An 18177-nucleotide genomic window follows, 5' to 3' on the forward strand; every position below is an offset into this window, starting at 1 on the left:
CTTAGTGAATAGAAGCCGCTACCGGCTGTTGGGTGGAGAATACGGCATCAGCCGGAGCCGGCTGGCTACCGGGGTTGGGGGCGCCAATCTGGGTTTCGAGGTAGTCCACGAAGCGGGCGTAGGGGTCGAAGCCCACCACATTCACGGCATCGGCCACAAAGTTGGACAGGGCGTTGATGTCGTAGAATAGTACGTCGCCGGTGCGGTCGTCAATCAGGTACTCGATGCCGCCCACGTCGATTTTGGCGGCGGCCACAATGCGCTCCACGGCTTCCACTACCTCCGCGGGGGGCGTGAAGGCTTCCACCTGAATGCCTTTCTTGGGGGCTTCGGTCAGGCAGAAGTCGCCGGCGGCGGGCTCCTCCGGAATCTGGCAGATTTCGGCGGGGCACAGGTTGAAGCTCTCCCCGGTGGTGTACACCTTCATGGCGTAGAGGAATTTGCCGTTCAGGGTTTCCACGCGGTGAATGTTGCCGCCGCGGGGCGTCACGTACTCCTGCACCAGGGCCGTCTGGTCGATGCCCAGGTCGATTTGCCCGGCGGCCACGGCGGCTTCTACACCCTCTATCGTGTCGAAGCGGATGATGCCGGCGCCGCTACCCCCGATGTTCACCTTTACCACAATGGGGAATTGCAGTTGGCGGGCCGCATCGGGCACGCGGGAGGCGTGGTTAATTACGAAAGACTTCGGAAACTTCAGGCCCAGGGAGGCAAACAGGCTGAGCTGACGGGCCTTGTTGGTTTCGATGGCCGTAGCGCCCGAGCCGTTGATGATGCGGGTACCGATGCGCTCCAGGTGGGTAGCGTAGCCGGCCGTGTGGAAAATGCCCTGGCCGTGGCCGCGCAGGTAGGCCGAGGAACTCATGCGGTTGACTACCAGGGAGTAGCGGCTCTCGGTTTCCAGCGGGTCGAAGAGGTGGTGGGCGGCGTCGATTTTCTCGTAGGGCAGGCCGCGGCGGTCCAGCTCGGCAAACAGGGGCTTAAACCACTCGGGGTGTTCGAAATAAATGCCAATCGGCTTCACAGACTGTGACATGCGAGGAGAATGAAGAACTAGAAAGTAGAAATCAGTGGATGTTGCCGCCCTCATTTGGGCAGCAAAACAGGCAAGCCCGGACAGGGTAGGGGCTGGCGGAAAGGCGCGGGCAAACTGAGAAACCGGAGTTTGGGTGCGCGAAACGAGGTAGGAAGAGAAGCCCCGCGGGAAAAGTAGCAGCGCTACTGGGCTGGTCTACTTAGGGAAGAAATAGTTAGGTAGTAATTTTACCAGCAGCGCGTTGCGCGCAAAGAGCCAGCGGCAAAAGCAGTACCCAGTGGTTCTTACCTACCCAACCAGCGGCGTACAGACCGCCCAACAACACGTGCCACAACATCCATGCTGTACGGAAGCAGGGGTGGCGGGAGCGGGGGCGAAGTGCGGGAAGCGGTTCACGGTACGTTGTTTTTATATGGTCAGGAGTTGGCACCGTTTCAGTCTTACTGAAGGTTGCCGGCGTTTCGTCGAGCCTGTCTCTCCACGCCTCTGTATAAAAACAATCCTTTCAGGTAAAGAATTGAGTGGGGCAAAGGTAAACCCGCTGGGTCCACACTGCCAAATTTTCTTTGGCCAGTGGCGCTGGCGTCGGGCGAGAGGTCCGGGCAAAGCCTGGTGAGCCATGCCGCGTGCCCCCCGAAGCTAGCGGGAGGGAAACCAGTGCAGGCCGCCGGGAGGATTTGCGGGCCAAAAGCTGCGCTACCTACTCCAATTCAGCGGACAAGCCTGGTTGACTTATGCATGTTGATAGTCAGGAAATTATGTTGGGCTGTTATTGAGGTAAAAATGGATGTAATTAATTTTTATTATGAATATTTATATAAATCTTTATACATATTGCTGTTCAATAGGTGCCCGTCGGGCGTGTTCAATTTCCCCACCAGTTATACCGTATTCGCATGAAAAAAACCGGAGTACTCATGGCCGCTCTCCTGACCAGCGGCGCTGCCATTGCGCAGGACAACACCCAAACCTCCACCAGCTACGGCAGCAACAACCGCGTGACGGTGGAGCAAACGGGCCGCTCAAACACGGCCATTGCCCGCCAGAACGACGCGGCCGTGAATGGGGGCAGTAGCAGTGGCAATAATAACGAGGTGACCCAGACCCAGGTCGGCAGCCAGCATGTGGCTCAAACCGACCAGATGGGTAACCGCCAGCAGGCCGTGCAGGTGCAGCTTTCGGATGTGAGCCGGGGCGCTAATGGGGCCCGCATCCGGCAGGGCTCCACTGCCGCGAACAGCGACGGCAACTACGCCAGCCAATACCAGGGGGGCTTCAGCCATAGTGCTTCCATTGAGCAGGCAAGCGGGGCCAACTATGCCACCCAAAACCAAAGCGGCCGCAATGCTTTTGCTACCATTTTTCAGAGCACAGGCAATAACAACCGCGCCACGCAGGACCAGAATACCAATGTGTTCGGAGGTACTGCCACGGCCCGGCAGTTGGGGGCTAACAACACCTCTAGCCAGCAGCAGAACAGCTCTGGCCAGTCGGCCTCGGCCAGCGTGCTGCAGCAGGGCAATAATAACGCGGCCAGCCAGCAGCAGCAGAACCTGAGTGGCATCATGAGCGCCAGCATTGGTCAGCTGGGCAACAACAATGCGGCAGCGCAGGCGCAGAGCAGCCAGGGCAGTGCGTCTTCTTCGGTCTTCATTCAGCAAACCGGCAACAACAACGCCGCTACGCAAACGCAAAACCACTCCGGTTCTTTTGGCACCGTGGCGGCCACGGCTACCCAAACTGGCAACAACAATGCCGCTACCCAAAGCCAGACGGGCGTAATGTCAGTAAGCGCTGCGGCTACTCAGAATGGCAACCGCAACGAGGCCACCCAAACGCAGGTCAATACGGCATTTTCGGGGGCAACTGTTCTGCAGATGGGCAACAACAACACGGCCACGCAGCGCCAGCAAAACGCCGGCTTTGTACAGGCTGCCATTGAGCAGGAGGGTAACCGCAACGCAGCTATCCAGAGTCAGCAAGGGGAGTATCACGAGGCAGTAGTAGAGCAGACGGGCAACCGCAATACGGCCTTGCAGGACCAGCAGGTAGGCGGCTCCGCCAGCTTCCCCACTCGCTCGGGCAACTACGGCTACATCAGCCAGGAAGCCAACGACTCCTACGCCCGCCAAGTACAGGTAGGAAACAGCAACGATGCCCGCACCTACCAGGGGGCCAGCGGCAACAGCAGCGACGTACTGCAAACCGGCAATGGCAATACGACCATCGTGCGCCAGAACCGGTAGCTGTTTACCTACGTGTTGGTACAAAAAAGGCCTGTCTTCTCAAGGAAGCGGGCTTTTTTCGTGTCCGTGGCGTGGCTTACCGTCTTTTTACACACCGCTTGGGCCGTGCAGAAATAAAAAGCCCCGGCTCGTCAGCCGGGGCTTGAAATGCAATAGGTGTAGCTCTTGCCGGCAGACACACACCTGTAACGGCCGGCAAGACAAACGTACGGAAAATGCATTATCAGCGTTATAGTCGAGCTAGAGACCTGTGAACAGAAGGCGCATAGTGCCGTGCTAGAGCGTCATGCCGAGCCGGAATCAGGGCAGCTCGTGTACTGGCATTGAAATAATGCGTCTAACGTTAGCCGCCCGCTAGTTGCTTCGGCGCTGCTTAACGTGCAGCATGCCCGGCCTAGCGTTTTTTGTTGCTCACTGTCCGCTCGTTTTAGGGGTATAGTTACCCGCTGCTTGTGAGGTACTACCTTTCTGGCGGGGGTAGCAACCCGCAGTTTGCCACGAGCTGCTGCCGATAAAAGCGGGCTGCTGGTCGGTGAATACGGGCTGGTGGTGGAACCGGGCGCCGGCCTACCGGCGGCGGTAGTACTTTACCAGCGGTTTTGTCGTTTGTCCGCGTTTCTCGTGCCTGTTGTTCTCTCCCGGTTTGCTCCCGTCCTGCTGCTCCACACCCTGATTTGGAGTGTGGTGGGGCTGATTTTGTCTATTCCGCCCCCCGGCCAGCCCAGTCCCTTGCCCGGGGTTTTCTGGCTGAAGCAAGCAGCGGTGCTAGGCTTACTTGTGGTTGCATTTTACGCCAATGTGCACTGGGCCGTGCCGCGCCTGCTCTACCGCCGGCAGGTGCTGGCTTACCTGGGCGTGGGCGCGGCGGTGGCCGGGGCCGTGCTGTGGGCACATTGGCGTCTGGATGCCGAGCTGGAAGTGCCTCGCCGGCTTTCCGAAGCTCGGCACGCGGCTTTTTCCGCCCGCGACTGGCCGGCTCCGGGCCCACCAGGTCCGCCCAGGCCCCCTAATTCGTTTCGGCCAGGCGGGCCCCACGGGCCGGGTGCGCCCGGTCGCCCGCCTGGCCCGCCCGGTCCGGAAGGCGAAGCCCGGTTTTTCAACCTCTGGATTCTGCTCACTACCCTGTTTGTGCTGGGGGTAAGCACGAGCGTGGCCGCCGTGCAGAAAAGCCAGCGCGACGAACACACCCGTCAGCTGCTAGAGCAGGCGCGCTTGGCTACCGAGCTTTCCTTGCTGAAGGCGCAAATCAACCCGCACTTTTTCTTTAACACGCTGAATAACATCTACTCCCTTACCTTCATCGACGGAACCCAGGCCCGCACGGCCCTGCATCGCCTGTCCCGAATGATGCGCTACGTGCTCTATGAAACGCCCGCCCAAACGGCCCTGCTCAGCCACGAAGTCACCTTCCTGCGCGACTACATTGACCTGATGCACCTGCGCCTGACCGAAGAGGTAAGCGTGGCGCTGGACCTGCCCGAAACCTTGCAGGAAGCGGCCATTGCGCCTATGTTGCTGCTCCCTTTCGTGGAAAATGCCTTCAAGCACGGAGTGCGCGCCGGCTCGCCCAGCCGCATTCAGGTGGCGCTGCGCCAGTCTGAGGCCGAACCGAACATGGTGGAGTTTGAGGTGTGCAACTCCGTTTTTGCCGAGCGCCCCGGTTCCCTGGAAGCCGGCGGTATTGGGCTGACAAACACCCGGCGCCGGCTGGAGCTGCTGTACGCCGGCCGCTACCACTTAATGGTGCAGGAGCAAACCCCAGCCGGAGAGTACCGCGTACTGCTCACGCTTCAGCTCTAACGCCTGGCCGGCCGCGGTGGCCCCACCCACTCAGCGTGTTGCCTGATGGGTTCTAGTTGTGTATCACATTGTTGCGCTAGCCTATGATCCTGAATTGCATTGCCGTTGATGACGAGCCCCTGGCCCTGAAGCTAGTATCGGCTTTTATCGAGCAGACTCCCTTTCTGAAGCTGGTAGGGCGCTACAGCAGCGCCGTGGAAGCCCTGCGCGGTCTGCACGAGCCCGGCGCCCACATCGACGTGCTATTTCTGGATATTCAGATGTCGGACCTGAACGGGCTGGAGCTGGCCCGCACCCTGGACCGAGGCAGCAGCGGGGCCCGCACTCCGCGCATCATCTTCACAACGGCCTACAACCAGTTTGCCCTCGATGGCTACAAAGTAGATGCCCTGGACTACCTGGTCAAGCCCTTTGAGTACGATGAGTTTCTGCGGGCGGCCCTGAAAGCCAAAGCCTACTACGAGCTAACCCGCGCCGCTACCCCCGTTGTGGTTCCCGTACCGGCGGCCCCGGAGCCGCCGGCCGAGGACTACCTCTACCTGAAAGTGGAGTACCAGCTGGTGCGAGTGCCGTTCCAGGACATCCTGTACATTGAAGGGCTAAAGGATTACGTGAAGGTGTACCGCCGCAGCGAAACCCGCCCCTTGCTGTCCTTGTCGAGCCTGAAGCTGCTGGAGGAGCGCCTGCCGGCCCGCCAGTTTATGCGCGTGCACCGGTCCTACATTGTCGGGCTTAACCACATCAGCGCCGTTACGCGCGGCACGGTGCATATTGGGGAGGTTACCATTCCCGTCAGCGACGGGTACCGCGAATCCTTCGACCAGTTTTTCAGCCGCTGGAAGTAGCCCGCAGCCATCACCGCCTCAGTCCCCTCACGCGGTAGCACCCCGCCTTCGGCGCTGCCGGCTCGCCAGCCCGGGCGGAAACTTAACTGTTTGAGTAAAGCGAGTAAACCATAGTTCCAAGTCCGTCAGGCCGAGCGTTTTGTGCATCGAGCAGAGATGAAGCACCTCATGGGCTGACGCCGGGTAGTCATGTCACGCTGAGCGAGGTCAAGGCCTCCTTCCTTCTGCCTTATTTTAAAAGGTAGCGCCGAAGCACGCCCGATGCTTTGGCGCTACCACTGCACAAGGCGTTAACGGCAACCAGAACCCGCTGCTGGTCAGTCTACTTCATGGCAAGGTAGGTAAGAGGAAAGTTCTAGATAATAGGAGAATAGTCGATACAGTTCGGGTTTCGGTCGGTTCTCTACGGGGGCTGGTCGGATGGAATCATGAGAGGGGTAGGGGAAAATTAGTTTTAGCGCTGGTAGCCCCCTGCGGAGCTCGTTCTGGCGCACGCCTGGCGGCGGGTCTGAGTAGCAGTGGGGTGAGCTGTTTGGGTGGCAATCGGCAGTTTGTCAAGAAGTTGCCGTTAGCTTTTTTCATCTTTTCCTCCTTTCTTATGAGAAAGTATTTAATCCTTCGGGCCGGTGCCGCAGTGCTGCTGGGCCTGCTTACGGCCTGCGAAACCCCGAACATCGGGCCCAAAGGCAACAAAAACTGCCGGCCTACAACCGCCACCGATACCACCACAACCACCGGTGCTTCCTAATTCAGCGGGGGCCGGACGTGCCGCCAGCTGCCAGTTGGTGGTACGTGGGTAATGGATTTATTCTTTCCGCTTTTCTGACAGGTATGAGAAGATGTACGCGAATTTCCCGGGTAGTGTGGCTGGCCGTGGCTGGGTTGTGGTTGCTGGTGGCGCCGAGCGCCCGCGCCACCCACATTGTGGGCGGCGAGCTGGATTTGCAGTATCGGTCGGGCAGCTCCTATGCCCTCACGCTCAACCTCTACTTCGATGCCATCAATGGCAGCCCCGGCGCCCTAGATAACAGCATGCAGGCCAGCATCTTCGACAAGGCCACGAACCAACGCATGCAGAACGTGACGCTACCCCTAACCAGCAACACGTTTGTGAGCTACACCAATCCGGCCTGCACCAGCTCCTCGCTCAGCACCCGCAAGCTCATTTATACCGTCAATATCACGCTGCCCGCGGCCACGTACACCAGTCCGGCCGGATACTACGTGGCCGTGGAGCGTTGCTGCCGCAACCAAGGGCTGAGCAACATCATTAACTCCTTGGGTGCGGCTCAGGCCTTTTACTTGGAGTTTCCGGCCGTCGTGCGCAACGGCCGCCCCTTCGTTGACTCTACCCCGCGCATCTTTCCGCCCTTAGGCGACTACGCCTGCCGGGGCGAGCTATTTTACTACGATTTCGGCGGGCAGGACCCCGATGGCGACTCCCTGGTCTACGATATGGTGACGCCCCTGAATGGCCACGCCAGCACCGGCAACTCCAGCCCCAACCAGGCCGCACCCGCCCCGTACGCGCCCATTTCGTGGGTGGCGGGGTTAGGCACCCAAAATCAGATTCCCGGCAACCCTACCCTTGGCATTGATGCCCGTACGGGCCGCCTCATGGTGCGGCCTACCCAGCTGGGCCTATTCGTGTTTGGGGTGCGCTGCACCGAGTACCGGGGCAGGCAGAAAATTGGGGAAACCCGCCGCGACTTTCAGCTCTACGTCCTTAACTGCCCCCGCAACACCGTGCCTAGCCTGCAGCTCCGCACCTCGGCCGGTGTGCCCTACCGCCCCGGCCGCGATACACTGCGGCTAGTGCCCGGCGCCGACCACTGCCTGCAAGTGCGCTTCACGGACCCCGATGCCAACTCCCGCCTGACGGTAGCCCTGCGCCCCGTCAATTTTACCACGCCGGTGCCCACCTTTACTACCGCCACCACCGGCGTGGTGCGGGGCCCCGGCACTCCCGACACGCTCACGGCCCGCTTCTGCTTTTCCGAGTGCCTGGATTCTAAAGGCCAAGTGTATTTGCTGGACGTGATTGTGGCCGACGACGGGTGCAGCCTGCCCAAGCGCGACACCGTGCGGGTGGCTTTCACGGCGGCGCCCCCACCCGATGCGGCACCCCAACTGACGACTACCTTCCCGCCCGGTATTAACGCCCAGGATGCTCCACCGATAACCGTGCGGGTACCCGTGGGCACTACCTACTCGGCTACGCTGGCCGGCCTGGATGCGGACGGCGACCCACTGACCTTAACGGCCACCGGGCAAAACTTCGACTTAGCGGCGGCCGGCATGACCTTTACGGCCCAGAACGGGCGGGGCCAGGCGGCCGGCACGTTTCAGTGGCAGGCCTCCTGCGCCGCCCAGCAGTTCCCAGATATGGTAGTCACGTTTCGGCTGCAGGAACAGGCTACCTGTGCCAACCTCAGCCAGACCCGAACGGTCCGTTTTGAGCTGGTCCCAACGCCCGATACGGTGGCCTTCCTGCCGCCCAACATCATCACGCCCAACGGCGACGGAAAGAATGATTCGTTTGTGCTACCTGACCTGCCGCCCGACTTGTGCGACGGCCGCTTTGGAGGCATTGCCATTTATAGCCGGTGGGGAAGGGAGGTGTACCGCTCAGGGAGCCGGAGCTTTACGTGGGCCGGCGCAGGCGTGGCCAGCACCTACTATTTTTTAATTACCTACACCGATGGTCGTAAGTACAAAGGCTGGCTACAGGTGAATCCCTGAGCAAGAGAGTGTTATAGGAAAATTTCAAGCTGCCCGCCCGTTACGGTATGTGCCGTAGCGGGCGGGCAGCGTGGCTTTACCCGAGAAGTTTGGGGCTGGATGTAACTATCTGAATCATTTTGAGGTATAGTTTACAGCTTTTAAAAATTAATACTATTTATTATTGTTTAAAGAACAATTATGCGTTTCTTTGTTGGGTAAGCACTCGATTGGTGTTTTCACATTTTTTCACGGTTTAGTCTCCTTAGCACCTCTCTCTTTAGCTTATGGAACGCTACAGACACTACGCTGATACTTCGCGCTTTATCCTGCCTCTGGTAGACGTATTGCTGATTTTCGGAGCTTTTCGGGTAGCTGGTTACTTATTCCTGGGCAACTGGTCTTTTGGGGGCTATTACCCGTTCTTCTACGCCATCTTCGCCCTGATCTGGTGGATCATTTCGGGGCAGTTTGCCAACATCTACCGCACCGATCGGCTCATTACCTACCCCGAAAAGCTGCTGTACCTGATGCGCACGTTCCTGCTGCACGCCGGTATTGTGCTGCTGGCGGTGGTAGCTATGCGTATGTACTGGCTGCCTGTGCGCTACCTATTCTCGGTGTACAGCTTCTCCGTGACGGCCGTGGTAGCTGGGCGCTTCCTAATAACATTTCTGTACCGGGCCTACCATACGCACTTGGCGCGGCCCCACAGCCGCTTCGTGATTGTGGGGGCGGGGGCCAGCGGCCAGGAGCTGTACCGCTTCCTGCAGTCCCACGACCCGATTGCCAACCAGTTCATGGGCTTTTTCACGGATAGCACCGAACACGTGCCCGCCAGCCTGAAACACCTAGTGCGCGGCCGCGTCTCTGATCTGAAAAACTTCTGTGTGCGCGACCAAGTAGACGAAATTTACTTCGCCATGCCCCTCGACCGTCGGCAGCTGATTGAAGACCTATCGCGCTTTGCCGATGACCATTTCCTGTCGTTCCGTATTGTCCCCGATTTCCGCGGCACTGTCCGTAAAGATGTGAACGTCTACTTCTACGACCACATGCCGATCCTGACCATTCGGCACGCACCCCTGGGCATCCGCACCAACCAGCTGCTGAAGCGTCTGTTCGATATTGCCTTTTCCTTGGTCATTATCTTGGGCGTATTCCCGTTTGTGCTCACGGCGCTGGCCCTGCTCATCAAGCTGGATTCGCCAGGACCAGTGTTTTTCAAGCAGATGCGGCCTGGCAAGCGCAACCAGCTTTTCCCGTGCTACAAGCTGCGTACCATGCGCACCGACCACGGCCAGAGCGAGTTGCAAGCCACCAAAAATGATTCCCGCATCACCCGGGTAGGCCAGTACCTGCGCAAGTACAACCTCGATGAGCTTCCCCAGTTCTTTAACGTGCTGCTCGGCCACATGTCGGTGGTAGGCCCCCGGCCCAACATGATTTCCCAGTTGGAGGAGTACAGCAAGCACATCCGTACCTACCAAATGCGCCACGCCGTAACGCCCGGCATTACGGGTTATGCCCAGGTGAATGGCTTCCGAGGCGAAACCCGCGAGGCAGGCACCATGGAAAAACGAGTAGAGTACGACCTGAAATACGTGGAAAACTGGTCGTTTGGCCTCGATATGAAAATCATCGGCCTCACGCTTTGGAACATGGTAAAAGGCGAGAAAAACGCCTATTAGCGGTGAGAATGAGAAGTGGTGAAGTGGCAAGTTTGCTGTTCTCCGAGACGAGAAGTAGCAGCAAAATTACTTCACGCCATTCCCTAAGCTGACGTTTAACTTACCCTTTCACTACCTCACTTTCTACCTTATGCTGCCAAAGGTACCCGTTCTGGATTCCTGGATTTCCACCGGCCCGGTAGCCAGCTTCGTTTCCACTATTCTGGAGCTAGGCAAGGCCCGCAGTTCAGCCTACGTGTGCTTTGCTAACGTGCACATGGTGGTAGAAGCCCAGCGCGACCCGGAGTTTCGGCAGCTATTGCGCGAGGCTGCAGTGGTAGCGCCAGACGGTAGTCCCGTGGCTGCGGCCGTGCAGTGGCTCAACCCCGATACCCCGCCCCAGCCCCGCGTGGCCGGCATGGATTTGTTGCCGGCCCTGCTAGAAGCCGCGGCTGAAAGCGGACAGTCTGTGTATTTCTACGGCACTACTACTGAGGTATTAACAGCTATGGTAGCCCGGGCTCGGCGGGAGCTGCCCACGCTCCGCATTGCTGGGGTACACTCGCCGCCCTTCCGGCCCCTAACGCCCGCAGAAGACGCAGCAGAGGTTGCAGCCATCAACGCCGCCGACCCCGATTTGCTGTTCGTAGCCCTGGGGTGTCCCCGGCAGGAACGTTGGATGGCCGCTCACCAGGGGCGTGTGCGGGCGTGTATGCTTGGGGTAGGGCAGGCGTTTCCGGTGTACGCGGGCTTAGAGCCGCGTTTGCCACTGTGGGCCCGCCGCCTATGGCTGGAGTGGGCCTACCGCCTGTGGCTGGAGCCGCGCCGTTTGTGGCGCCGCTATTTAGTCACTAATACCCGGTTTGTGTACTTGCTTACTCGGCGCGCGGCCTCTCACGTAGCCGGTCGGCCCGTGCCCCGGCCAGCAGCCTAACACTTACTTGCTACATACTAGCGTCCCTGCCTACCTACTAGGTGTGGGTGCTTTGCTATGTGCTGTTCTCGGTACAATGCTGAGGTGAACTTTACTTTATTTTAAAAATATTGATAATAATTATTGACAATATTACAATTAGCAGTATATTTCAGGAACTTTAGCGCTGTATAAGTACCACCCAACTTAGGGGTTGCGCTCCTCTCGCTGACTTCTTTATTGACCTTCCAGTTACAACCCCTCACGCGTATGAAAGCAGTAATTCTGGCGGGCGGCTACGGCACCCGTATCAGCGAGGAAAGTGGCGTACGGCCTAAACCAATGGTAGAAATTGGGGGCCGGCCGATCCTGTGGCACATTATGAAAATCTATGCCCACCACGGTATTCGCGACTTTGTTATTTGCTGCGGCTACAAGGGGCATATGATCAAGCAGTATTTTTCTGATTATTTTCTGCACAACTCCGACGTAACGTTCCGCATGGACCGCAACGAGATGCAGATCCACCGCAACCACGCCGAGCCCTGGACTGTGACCTTGGTGGATACCGGTCAGGAAACCATGACTGGCGGCCGCCTGCGCCGGGTGCGCGACTACGTTGACAACGAAACGTTTTGCCTGACCTACGGCGACGGGGTAGGGGACGTAAACATCCGGGAAGCAGTACGTTACCACCGCCAGCAAGGGGCCCTGGCTACCCTCACGGCCGTGCGCCAACCCGGCCGCTTTGGGGTATTTAACTTGCAAGAGTCGAGCAGCTTGGTTTCCAGCTTCACGGAAAAGCCCGAGGGCGGCGAAACGCCCTGGATTAACGGCGGCTTCTTTGTCCTTGAGCCCTCCGTGTTCGACTACATTGACAGCGACGAAACGGTGTGGGAAAAGGCACCGCTGGAGCGTCTGGCCTCCGAGGGCCGCTTGGCTGCCTTCCGGCACACCGGCTTCTGGCAACCCATGGATACGCTGCGCGATAAGAATATGCTGGAAGAAATGTGGCAGCAGGGCCGGGCCCAGTGGAAAGTATGGAGCAACGAACCCGAATCGGCGGAGCCGGACCCCGTGCTAGCCGACATCCTGGCCACTCCCGTGGTAGCGCCCCCGCACCAGCGGGTAGCCGCCCCCACCATCATGCCCGCCGACTAAAGGTGAGCTGGTGAGCTAGTGAAAAGGTGAGTTTGACGTTCTGGCGGCCCGAACCGCCCAATACGCGCCATTAGCACTTTTAGCTCACCATTTCACTATCTCACCATCTCACTACTTCACCGTATGCAGCGAATCCTTATCACGGGTAATATGGGCTATGTGGGCCCGGGTGTCGTGCGTCATCTGCGTCAGCAGTTTCCGCAGGCTGAGTTAATTGGGTATGACATGGGCTACTTTGCCCATTGCCTCACCGGGGCCCGCCGCCTGCCGGAGTCGCGCCTGGACCGGCAGATTTTCGGCGACATCCGCCAGCTGCCCGCCGGCCTGCTCGATGGGGTAGATGCGGTAGTAAACCTGGCCGCCATCAGCAACGACCCCATGGGCCAGACCTATGAGCAGGTGACGCTGGATGTAAACTACCGGGCTGGTATCGAACTGGCGCGTCAGGCCAAAGCTGCCGGCGTCAGCTCCTTCATCTTTGCCAGCAGCTGCAGCATGTACGGGGCCGGCGGCGAGGGGGCCAAAAGGGAAACTTCGGAGCTGAACCCGCTGACGGCCTACGCCCGCTCCAAGGTGATGACCGAGCAGGACCTGCGTCCCCTGGCTGATGACAACTTCCTGATTACCTGCCTGCGCTTTGCCACGGCTTGCGGCTGGAGCGACCGGCTGCGCCTGGATCTGGTAGTCAACGACTTCGTGGCCGGGGCCGTGGCCGCCGGAGAAATCAGCATTCTAAGCGACGGTACGCCCTGGCGCCCCCTCATTCATGTGCAGGACATGGCCCGGGCTATTGAGTGGGCCATTGGCCGCCCCGCCGAGGTAGGCGGCACCTTCCTGGCCGTGAACACCGGTTCGGAGCAGTGGAACTACCAAGTGCGTGACCTGGCCTACGCTGTGGCCGACTCCTTACCCGGCACCCAGGTAAGCCTGAATGCGGCTGCCCCGCCCGACAAACGCTCCTACCGCGTCGACTTCAGCTTGTACCGGGAGCTGGCTCCCACCCATCAGCCTCGCCGCACCCTCTCCGATACCATTGACGAGCTGCGCGACGGTTTGCTGGGTATGAATTTCCGCGATGCTACCTTCCGCTCCTCGGAGCTGATGCGCCTGCGCGTGCTCACCGGCCTGCGCGAAACCCACGAGTTGGGCGACGACCTGAGCTGGGTACGCGCCGTGGCCACTCGGCCCGCACTGGCACCGGTAATTGCCTAAGGCTCCCCCACACCTTATCCCGCGCATCGGGCACGGCCAGATGACGCCCCGCGTGGGCTCGCCCTTTGTATCATCTCCAATCACCTACCTATGATTTTCACCGAAACTGAGCTGCCCGGCGCGTTTATCATCGACGTAGACCGCATGGCCGACGACCGGGGCTTTTTTGCCCGCTCCTGGTGCGCCGATGAGTTTGCGGCCCACGGCATCCTCATGCCCCCATTGCAAGCCAACGTATCATCTAACCCGCGGCGTGGCACCCTGCGCGGCATGCACCTACAGCTGGCCCCGCACGAGGAAACCAAGCTGGTGCGCTGCACCCGCGGTGCCATCTACGACGTGATTGTGGACCTGCGCGAGGAGTCGCCTACCTACGGACAGTGGCTGGGGGTGGAGCTGACCGCCGACTCCTTCCGTATGTTGTTCGTGCCCGGTCGCTTCGCCCACGGCTTCATTACCCTGCAGGATAATACCGATGTCGGCTACCAGGTGTCGGCCAAGTACGCGCCCGGCTTTGAGCGGGGCCTGCGCTGGAACGACCCGGCCATTGGCATCCAGTGGCCCATCGAGCCCACTATCATTTCCGAAAAGGATCAGCAACACCCGGATTTTGTGCTGCGCGTGCCCGAGACAATCGGTAGCTAAAACGAAATATCCAAAGTCGAGGCGGTGGATGGAACGGACGGTGAGCGAGGTCTTGACTGCATGAGGTTGCCCTGAAACAGTCAGCTGTACTTACTTAATTAGATTCAGATGCTCATCATTGATAACGCGCTGCAGCAGCGCCAGCGCGAGGGCCGGCCCATTCGGGTGGCCATGGTAGGGGCCGGCTTCATGGCCCGGGGCGTAGCCCGGCAAATTTGCCTTTACGTACCCGGCATGGAGCTAGTAGCCATTGCCAACCGCACCCCCGAGAAAGCCCGCGCCATTTACGCCGAAGCCGGGGTAACGGACGTGGCCGAGGTTAGCACGGTAGCCCAGCTGGAAGCCTGCGTAGCCCAGGGCCGTCCGGCCATTACCGATGATGCGCTGCTGCTAAGCCAGGCCGCCGGCATCGAGGCCATTATTGAGGTGACCGGGGCCGTAGAGCACGGGGCGCACGTGGTACTGGAAGCCATCCGGCACGGCAAGCACATTGTGCTGCTCAATGCCGAGCTAGACGGAACCGTGGGGCCTATTCTAAAAGTATACGCCGACCGCGCCGGGGTAGTGTACACCGTGGCCGATGGCGACCAGCCCGGCGTGACCTTGAACCTGGCCCGCTTCGTGAAGGGCCTGGGCGTTACGCCTGTGCTCTGCGGCAACATCAAGGGCCTGCACGACCCCTACCGCAACCCCACTACCCAGGAAGGATTTGCCCGCCAGTGGGGCCAGAACCCGAGCATGGTGACCAGCTTCGCCGATGGTAGCAAGATCAGCTTCGAGCAGGCCGTAATAGCCAATGCCCTAGGCATGCGCGTGGCCCGCCGTGGCATGCTGGGCCCCACCGTGGCCCCCGGTACGCCCGTTACCCAGGCCGCCGACTGGTACCCGCACGAGCTGCTGCTCAATGGTGGCCCCGGCGTCGTGGATTACGTGGTGGGAGCGGAGCCCGGACCCGGCGTGTTCGTGCTGGGCACTATTGATGACCCCGTGCAGCAGCACTACCTCAAGCTCTACAAGCTGGGGCCGGGGCCGCTGTACTGCTTCTACACGCCCTACCACCTGTGCCACTTTGAAACCCCGACCACCGTGGCCCGAGCCGTGCTGTTCCAAGACGCGGCCCTCGCGCCGGCCGGCCCCATGTGCGTAGAAGTAGTAACGGCTGCCAAAATTGATTTGCACGCCGGCCAAGTGCTCGATGGCATTGGGCACTACCACACCTATGGCCTGGCCGAAAACGCGGACGTCACCCAGCGCGAAAACCTGCTGCCCATTGGCGTGGCCGAAGGCTGCATTTTGCGCCACGATGTGCCCAAGGACCAGGTGCTGACCTACGACGACGTGATTCTACCCGAAGGCCGGCTGATTGACCAGTTGCGCCGGGAGCAAGCGGCTTACTTCCAGCCGTCTGTTGGCTCCACGGCTTCTCCGCTAACGGCTTCTGAGCCTGTACTGTAGATACGCAATTTATAATCAGACTGCGCAATCTAAGCCCTGGCAGTCAATGAATTGCTGGGGCTGGGAAGTGCCTTGCTTCAACTAGCCCACGAATGAAAAGATCCGCAGCCACGCAAGGCTGCGGATCTTTTTGTTGATGAACTACCGCACAGAGCTTTCTACCTGAAGAGCTGTAGCTGGTTGTGCTGGCAGGTGGGCGCTGGGCTCATCAGGTGGCTGCCACGGCTGGCTGGCGCGCTGCTGCACTAGGCGGCGGGTGGTCAGTACCTGGCGCCAGTGCTGCCAGAGGTAGCGCACGGCCCGCAAGGAGTCGCGCTCCGCTACCAACGAATAAGCCAGAATACCCAGCTGGCGCGGAATAGCGCGAGCCAGCAGGCCAGGGGCTTGCTCCCGGGTTGTGTTTTTCAGCAGCAACAGCCACTGGTTTTTCACGGCATCTACCTTGATAGCGCTGTTTAGGCGCCGGCGCAAGCGTAGGTTGGAGGGTAGGAACTGCCGGGGGTGCAAGGCCCGACAAGCGGGCTCAAACAAAGTATGCCAGCCGAAAAGGCGGCCTCGCCAAGCAATATCCCAGTCCTCCTTGTGGGCAAAGAAACGGGAATCGAAAAACTCGCCCTGCACGCGCAAATCATCAATGAAGCGCCGCCGGAACAGGGGTAGGGCACCATCGGCACCGTCTACGTAGGTAGCTGCCAGGGGCGCTACTTCACTGAGCCGTTGCCCGTGCAGGCGCAGGCCGTAGCGGCCGTCGGGCAGGGCTACCATGCCGGCGCTATCAATGCGTGGGTCCTCGTCCTGGTTCTGCAGCAGCAGGCCGCACACCGTACCAATGCGCGGATTTCGATGTATAGCTGCTATGGCCTGGGCCAGGTAGTCGGGGGCCATTTCGATGTCGGGATTCACCAGCAGCACCAGATCCGTGGTGGTGCGGTCGAGGGCGTAGTTGTGGCCCCCGCAGAAACCGGTATTCTGGGGCAGCCGGTGCAGGCGCAGGCGAGAATCGGTGGCCGCTAGCGCCTCTACCCGGGCGCAGGTGTCGTCGTGCGAGTTGTTGTCAACCACCCACAACTCAAAATCAGACCACGACTGAGCTAAAGCCGAACGCAGGCAGGCCTCAATGGAGTCCGCACTGTTCCACGACACCAGAGAAAGTAGGACAGAGGGCATAGGCAGGGAGAGTAAAAAACAAAGCCTGGAATTACACCGAGCGCACCGGGGTATGCTGGGCTTGGTTGCGCAGGGCTTTTTCGATGAGGGGCCGCAAGGCATCCAGGTCCACGGTTAGGTGGTCGCGCTGGGCCCCGGCGCGCGTGCGGCTGGGGTTAGGCGTATCACACACCAGGTAGTGGTGGTCGATGCCGATGCGGGCGGTAAATTCCATGTAATCAGCCACCACGAAGCTGCTGGGGAACAGCTCAATCAGTTGGGCACCCACCGGGCTCACCACAATATTAGCCAGCCCAGCTCCCACCGCCGAGACAATAATCTGGGCCTGGGCAAACAGGGCCGTTTTCTCGTTCTGGGTGTAAGGAGTGAGTACGTGGGTTTCAAAGCCGTACTCGCGCAGCATGGCTTCCAGGGCCTCTTCATTAAGAATATGCCGGCCCGGCGCGTCGCGGCGGCTGATGTAGATGTAGGGGCTGAAGGAGCGATTTACTACCGGGGGCGGGAGCAGAATGCTGCGCAGAAACTTGCAGGCCCAGGCCGGCGTGTGGGTAAGGTTGCCGCGCACCCCGGGGGTAGCCAGTAGGCAGCGGGCTCGTACGTGCGGGTTCGTGGTGACGTCCACTAAGCGCTCCGGCCCGATGCCCAGCGCGCCCATGGTGTCCAGCACAAACCGCTTGGACTTATCATACACCAGAAAGTAATCAACGGCATCGAGCAGGCCGGCTTCGCGCACCAGGTACAAACGAGGTAGGGAATCAATCAGCCAGTGGTAGTAGTTGCCGCTGGCCGCGCCCCCACCCGAGAGCAGGCTGCACAAGGTGCCCGGCAGCTCCACCGGGCGCTGGAAGTAGCGCTGCCGGAAAATGTTATTTTCCTCGGGCGGCGTCAAATCCCAGCGGGCCCCGTCGTACTGAAACGATACGTCGCCGACCAGGCGGTTGTCGGCCGCAATAACGGCTACGCTGTTGAAGTTATCGGCGTACACCCGGCCATCGATAAGCTCTACCACGAAGGCCGCCGGTACTTTCTCCTGGCGCAGGGGCTTGTCGTGCAGCCCTCCGTAGGTGGAGGCCCGTTTATAAAAGTCGTCGGGGATGCTGAGGGTAGAGGTATGGGCGGGCACTACCTCAAAGTAAGCGACTCCTCCGGCCGGCCGAGCGGCCAGCTCGCGGCTGCTGGCATGCACGCCAATAGGGCGGTAGCGCATATTCTGGGGTATCCACTCGCGCAGCAAACGACCCGCCTTACGCCGGGCCCGGAGTAGTACGTCGTGCATAGTACTAGAAATAGGAGGGGAGGGGAAGAA

At 60.0% G+C, this 18177-nt stretch carries 14 protein-coding genes and 1 riboswitch; of the genes, 11 read left to right on the forward strand and 3 right to left on the reverse strand.

What is annotated here, in order from left to right:
• Nucleotide 1 precedes the first annotated feature (1 nt).
• On the reverse strand, nucleotides 2–1036 hold the full coding sequence (locus tag MWH26_RS04955) for an ATP-grasp domain-containing protein (protein WP_247976295.1): 1035 nt from the start codon (nucleotides 1034–1036) through the stop codon (nucleotides 2–4).
• A gap of 405 nt (nucleotides 1037–1441) precedes the next feature.
• Nucleotides 1442–1533, reverse strand: a riboswitch (SAM riboswitch).
• A gap of 399 nt (nucleotides 1534–1932) precedes the next feature.
• Here MWH26_RS04955 and MWH26_RS04960 point away from each other — a divergent pair.
• The 11 genes from MWH26_RS04960 to MWH26_RS05010 all read left to right on the forward strand — a co-directional run bounded on the left by MWH26_RS04960 (nucleotide 1933) and on the right by MWH26_RS05010 (nucleotide 15704).
• Nucleotides 1933–3282: a hypothetical protein gene (locus MWH26_RS04960; RefSeq protein WP_247976296.1), complete on the forward strand. Its 1350-nt coding sequence runs from the start codon at nucleotides 1933–1935 to the stop codon at nucleotides 3280–3282.
• Between the two features lie 492 nt (nucleotides 3283–3774).
• On the forward strand, nucleotides 3775–5082 hold the full coding sequence (locus MWH26_RS04965) for a sensor histidine kinase (RefSeq protein WP_247976297.1): 1308 nt from the start codon (nucleotides 3775–3777) through the stop codon (nucleotides 5080–5082).
• Between the two features lie 83 nt (nucleotides 5083–5165).
• Nucleotides 5166–5927, forward strand: coding sequence for a LytR/AlgR family response regulator transcription factor (locus tag MWH26_RS04970; protein WP_247976298.1), 762 nt, complete (start codon nucleotides 5166–5168; stop codon nucleotides 5925–5927).
• Between the two features lie 598 nt (nucleotides 5928–6525).
• Nucleotides 6526–6675, forward strand: coding sequence for a hypothetical protein (locus MWH26_RS04975; protein WP_247976299.1), 150 nt, complete (start codon nucleotides 6526–6528; stop codon nucleotides 6673–6675).
• 83 nt (nucleotides 6676–6758) lie between these two features.
• A complete protein-coding gene (locus MWH26_RS04980) occupies nucleotides 6759–8669 on the forward strand; it encodes a T9SS type B sorting domain-containing protein (RefSeq protein WP_247976300.1) in 1911 nt (636 codons plus the stop codon).
• Between the two features lie 266 nt (nucleotides 8670–8935).
• Nucleotides 8936–10339: an undecaprenyl-phosphate glucose phosphotransferase gene (locus MWH26_RS04985; RefSeq protein WP_247976301.1), complete on the forward strand. Its 1404-nt coding sequence runs from the start codon at nucleotides 8936–8938 to the stop codon at nucleotides 10337–10339.
• A gap of 130 nt (nucleotides 10340–10469) precedes the next feature.
• The gene (locus tag MWH26_RS04990) at nucleotides 10470–11252 is read left to right on the forward strand and encodes a WecB/TagA/CpsF family glycosyltransferase (RefSeq protein WP_247976302.1); all 783 of its coding nucleotides are present in this window, start codon (nucleotides 10470–10472) and stop codon (nucleotides 11250–11252) included.
• A gap of 249 nt (nucleotides 11253–11501) precedes the next feature.
• A complete protein-coding gene (gene rfbF / locus MWH26_RS04995) occupies nucleotides 11502–12392 on the forward strand; it encodes a glucose-1-phosphate cytidylyltransferase (protein ID WP_311136883.1) in 891 nt (296 codons plus the stop codon).
• Between the two features lie 123 nt (nucleotides 12393–12515).
• On the forward strand, nucleotides 12516–13604 hold the full coding sequence (locus MWH26_RS05000; protein ID WP_247976303.1) for an NAD-dependent epimerase/dehydratase family protein: 1089 nt from the start codon (nucleotides 12516–12518) through the stop codon (nucleotides 13602–13604).
• Between the two features lie 90 nt (nucleotides 13605–13694).
• Nucleotides 13695–14249: a dTDP-4-dehydrorhamnose 3,5-epimerase gene (gene rfbC, locus MWH26_RS05005; RefSeq protein WP_247976304.1), complete on the forward strand. Its 555-nt coding sequence runs from the start codon at nucleotides 13695–13697 to the stop codon at nucleotides 14247–14249.
• 108 nt (nucleotides 14250–14357) lie between these two features.
• A complete protein-coding gene (locus tag MWH26_RS05010; protein ID WP_247976305.1) occupies nucleotides 14358–15704 on the forward strand; it encodes an NAD(P)H-dependent oxidoreductase in 1347 nt (448 codons plus the stop codon).
• 141 nt (nucleotides 15705–15845) lie between these two features.
• Here the strand turns inward: MWH26_RS05010 and MWH26_RS05015 are convergent, their stop codons facing one another.
• On the reverse strand, nucleotides 15846–16871 hold the full coding sequence (locus MWH26_RS05015; RefSeq protein ID WP_247976306.1) for a glycosyltransferase family 2 protein: 1026 nt from the start codon (nucleotides 16869–16871) through the stop codon (nucleotides 15846–15848).
• Nucleotides 16872–16902: 31 nt separating this feature from the next.
• Nucleotides 16903–18147, reverse strand: a complete 1245-nt coding sequence (locus MWH26_RS05020; RefSeq protein WP_247976307.1) for a glycosyltransferase family 61 protein — start codon at nucleotides 18145–18147, stop codon at nucleotides 16903–16905.
• Between the last annotated feature and the right edge of the window lie 30 nt (nucleotides 18148–18177).

The organism is Hymenobacter sublimis, from assembly GCF_023101345.1.
GTDB classification, from domain to species: Bacteria; Bacteroidota; Bacteroidia; order Cytophagales; family Hymenobacteraceae; genus Hymenobacter; species Hymenobacter sublimis.

Bases quoted from the DNA above. Each gene is read 5' to 3' on its own strand.
- MWH26_RS05020 (WP_247976307.1), bottom strand. From the start codon at position 18,147: ATGCACGACGTACTACTCCGGGCCCGGCGTAAGGCGGGTCGTTTGCTG.
- MWH26_RS05010 (WP_247976305.1), top strand. From the start codon at position 14,358: ATGCTCATCATTGATAACGCGCTGCAGCAGCGCCAGCGCGAGGGCCGG.
- MWH26_RS04960 (WP_247976296.1), top strand. From the start codon at position 1,933: ATGAAAAAAACCGGAGTACTCATGGCCGCTCTCCTGACCAGCGGCGCT.
- MWH26_RS05015 (WP_247976306.1), bottom strand. From the start codon at position 16,871: ATGCCCTCTGTCCTACTTTCTCTGGTGTCGTGGAACAGTGCGGACTCC.
- MWH26_RS04980 (WP_247976300.1), top strand. From the start codon at position 6,759: ATGAGAAGATGTACGCGAATTTCCCGGGTAGTGTGGCTGGCCGTGGCT.
- MWH26_RS05000 (WP_247976303.1), top strand. From the start codon at position 12,516: ATGCAGCGAATCCTTATCACGGGTAATATGGGCTATGTGGGCCCGGGT.
- MWH26_RS04955 (WP_247976295.1), bottom strand. From the start codon at position 1,036: ATGTCACAGTCTGTGAAGCCGATTGGCATTTATTTCGAACACCCCGAG.
- rfbF (WP_311136883.1), top strand. From the start codon at position 11,502: ATGAAAGCAGTAATTCTGGCGGGCGGCTACGGCACCCGTATCAGCGAG.
- MWH26_RS04975 (WP_247976299.1), top strand. From the start codon at position 6,526: ATGAGAAAGTATTTAATCCTTCGGGCCGGTGCCGCAGTGCTGCTGGGC.
- MWH26_RS04970 (WP_247976298.1), top strand. From the start codon at position 5,166: ATGATCCTGAATTGCATTGCCGTTGATGACGAGCCCCTGGCCCTGAAG.
- MWH26_RS04990 (WP_247976302.1), top strand. From the start codon at position 10,470: ATGCTGCCAAAGGTACCCGTTCTGGATTCCTGGATTTCCACCGGCCCG.
- rfbC (WP_247976304.1), top strand. From the start codon at position 13,695: ATGATTTTCACCGAAACTGAGCTGCCCGGCGCGTTTATCATCGACGTA.
- MWH26_RS04985 (WP_247976301.1), top strand. From the start codon at position 8,936: ATGGAACGCTACAGACACTACGCTGATACTTCGCGCTTTATCCTGCCT.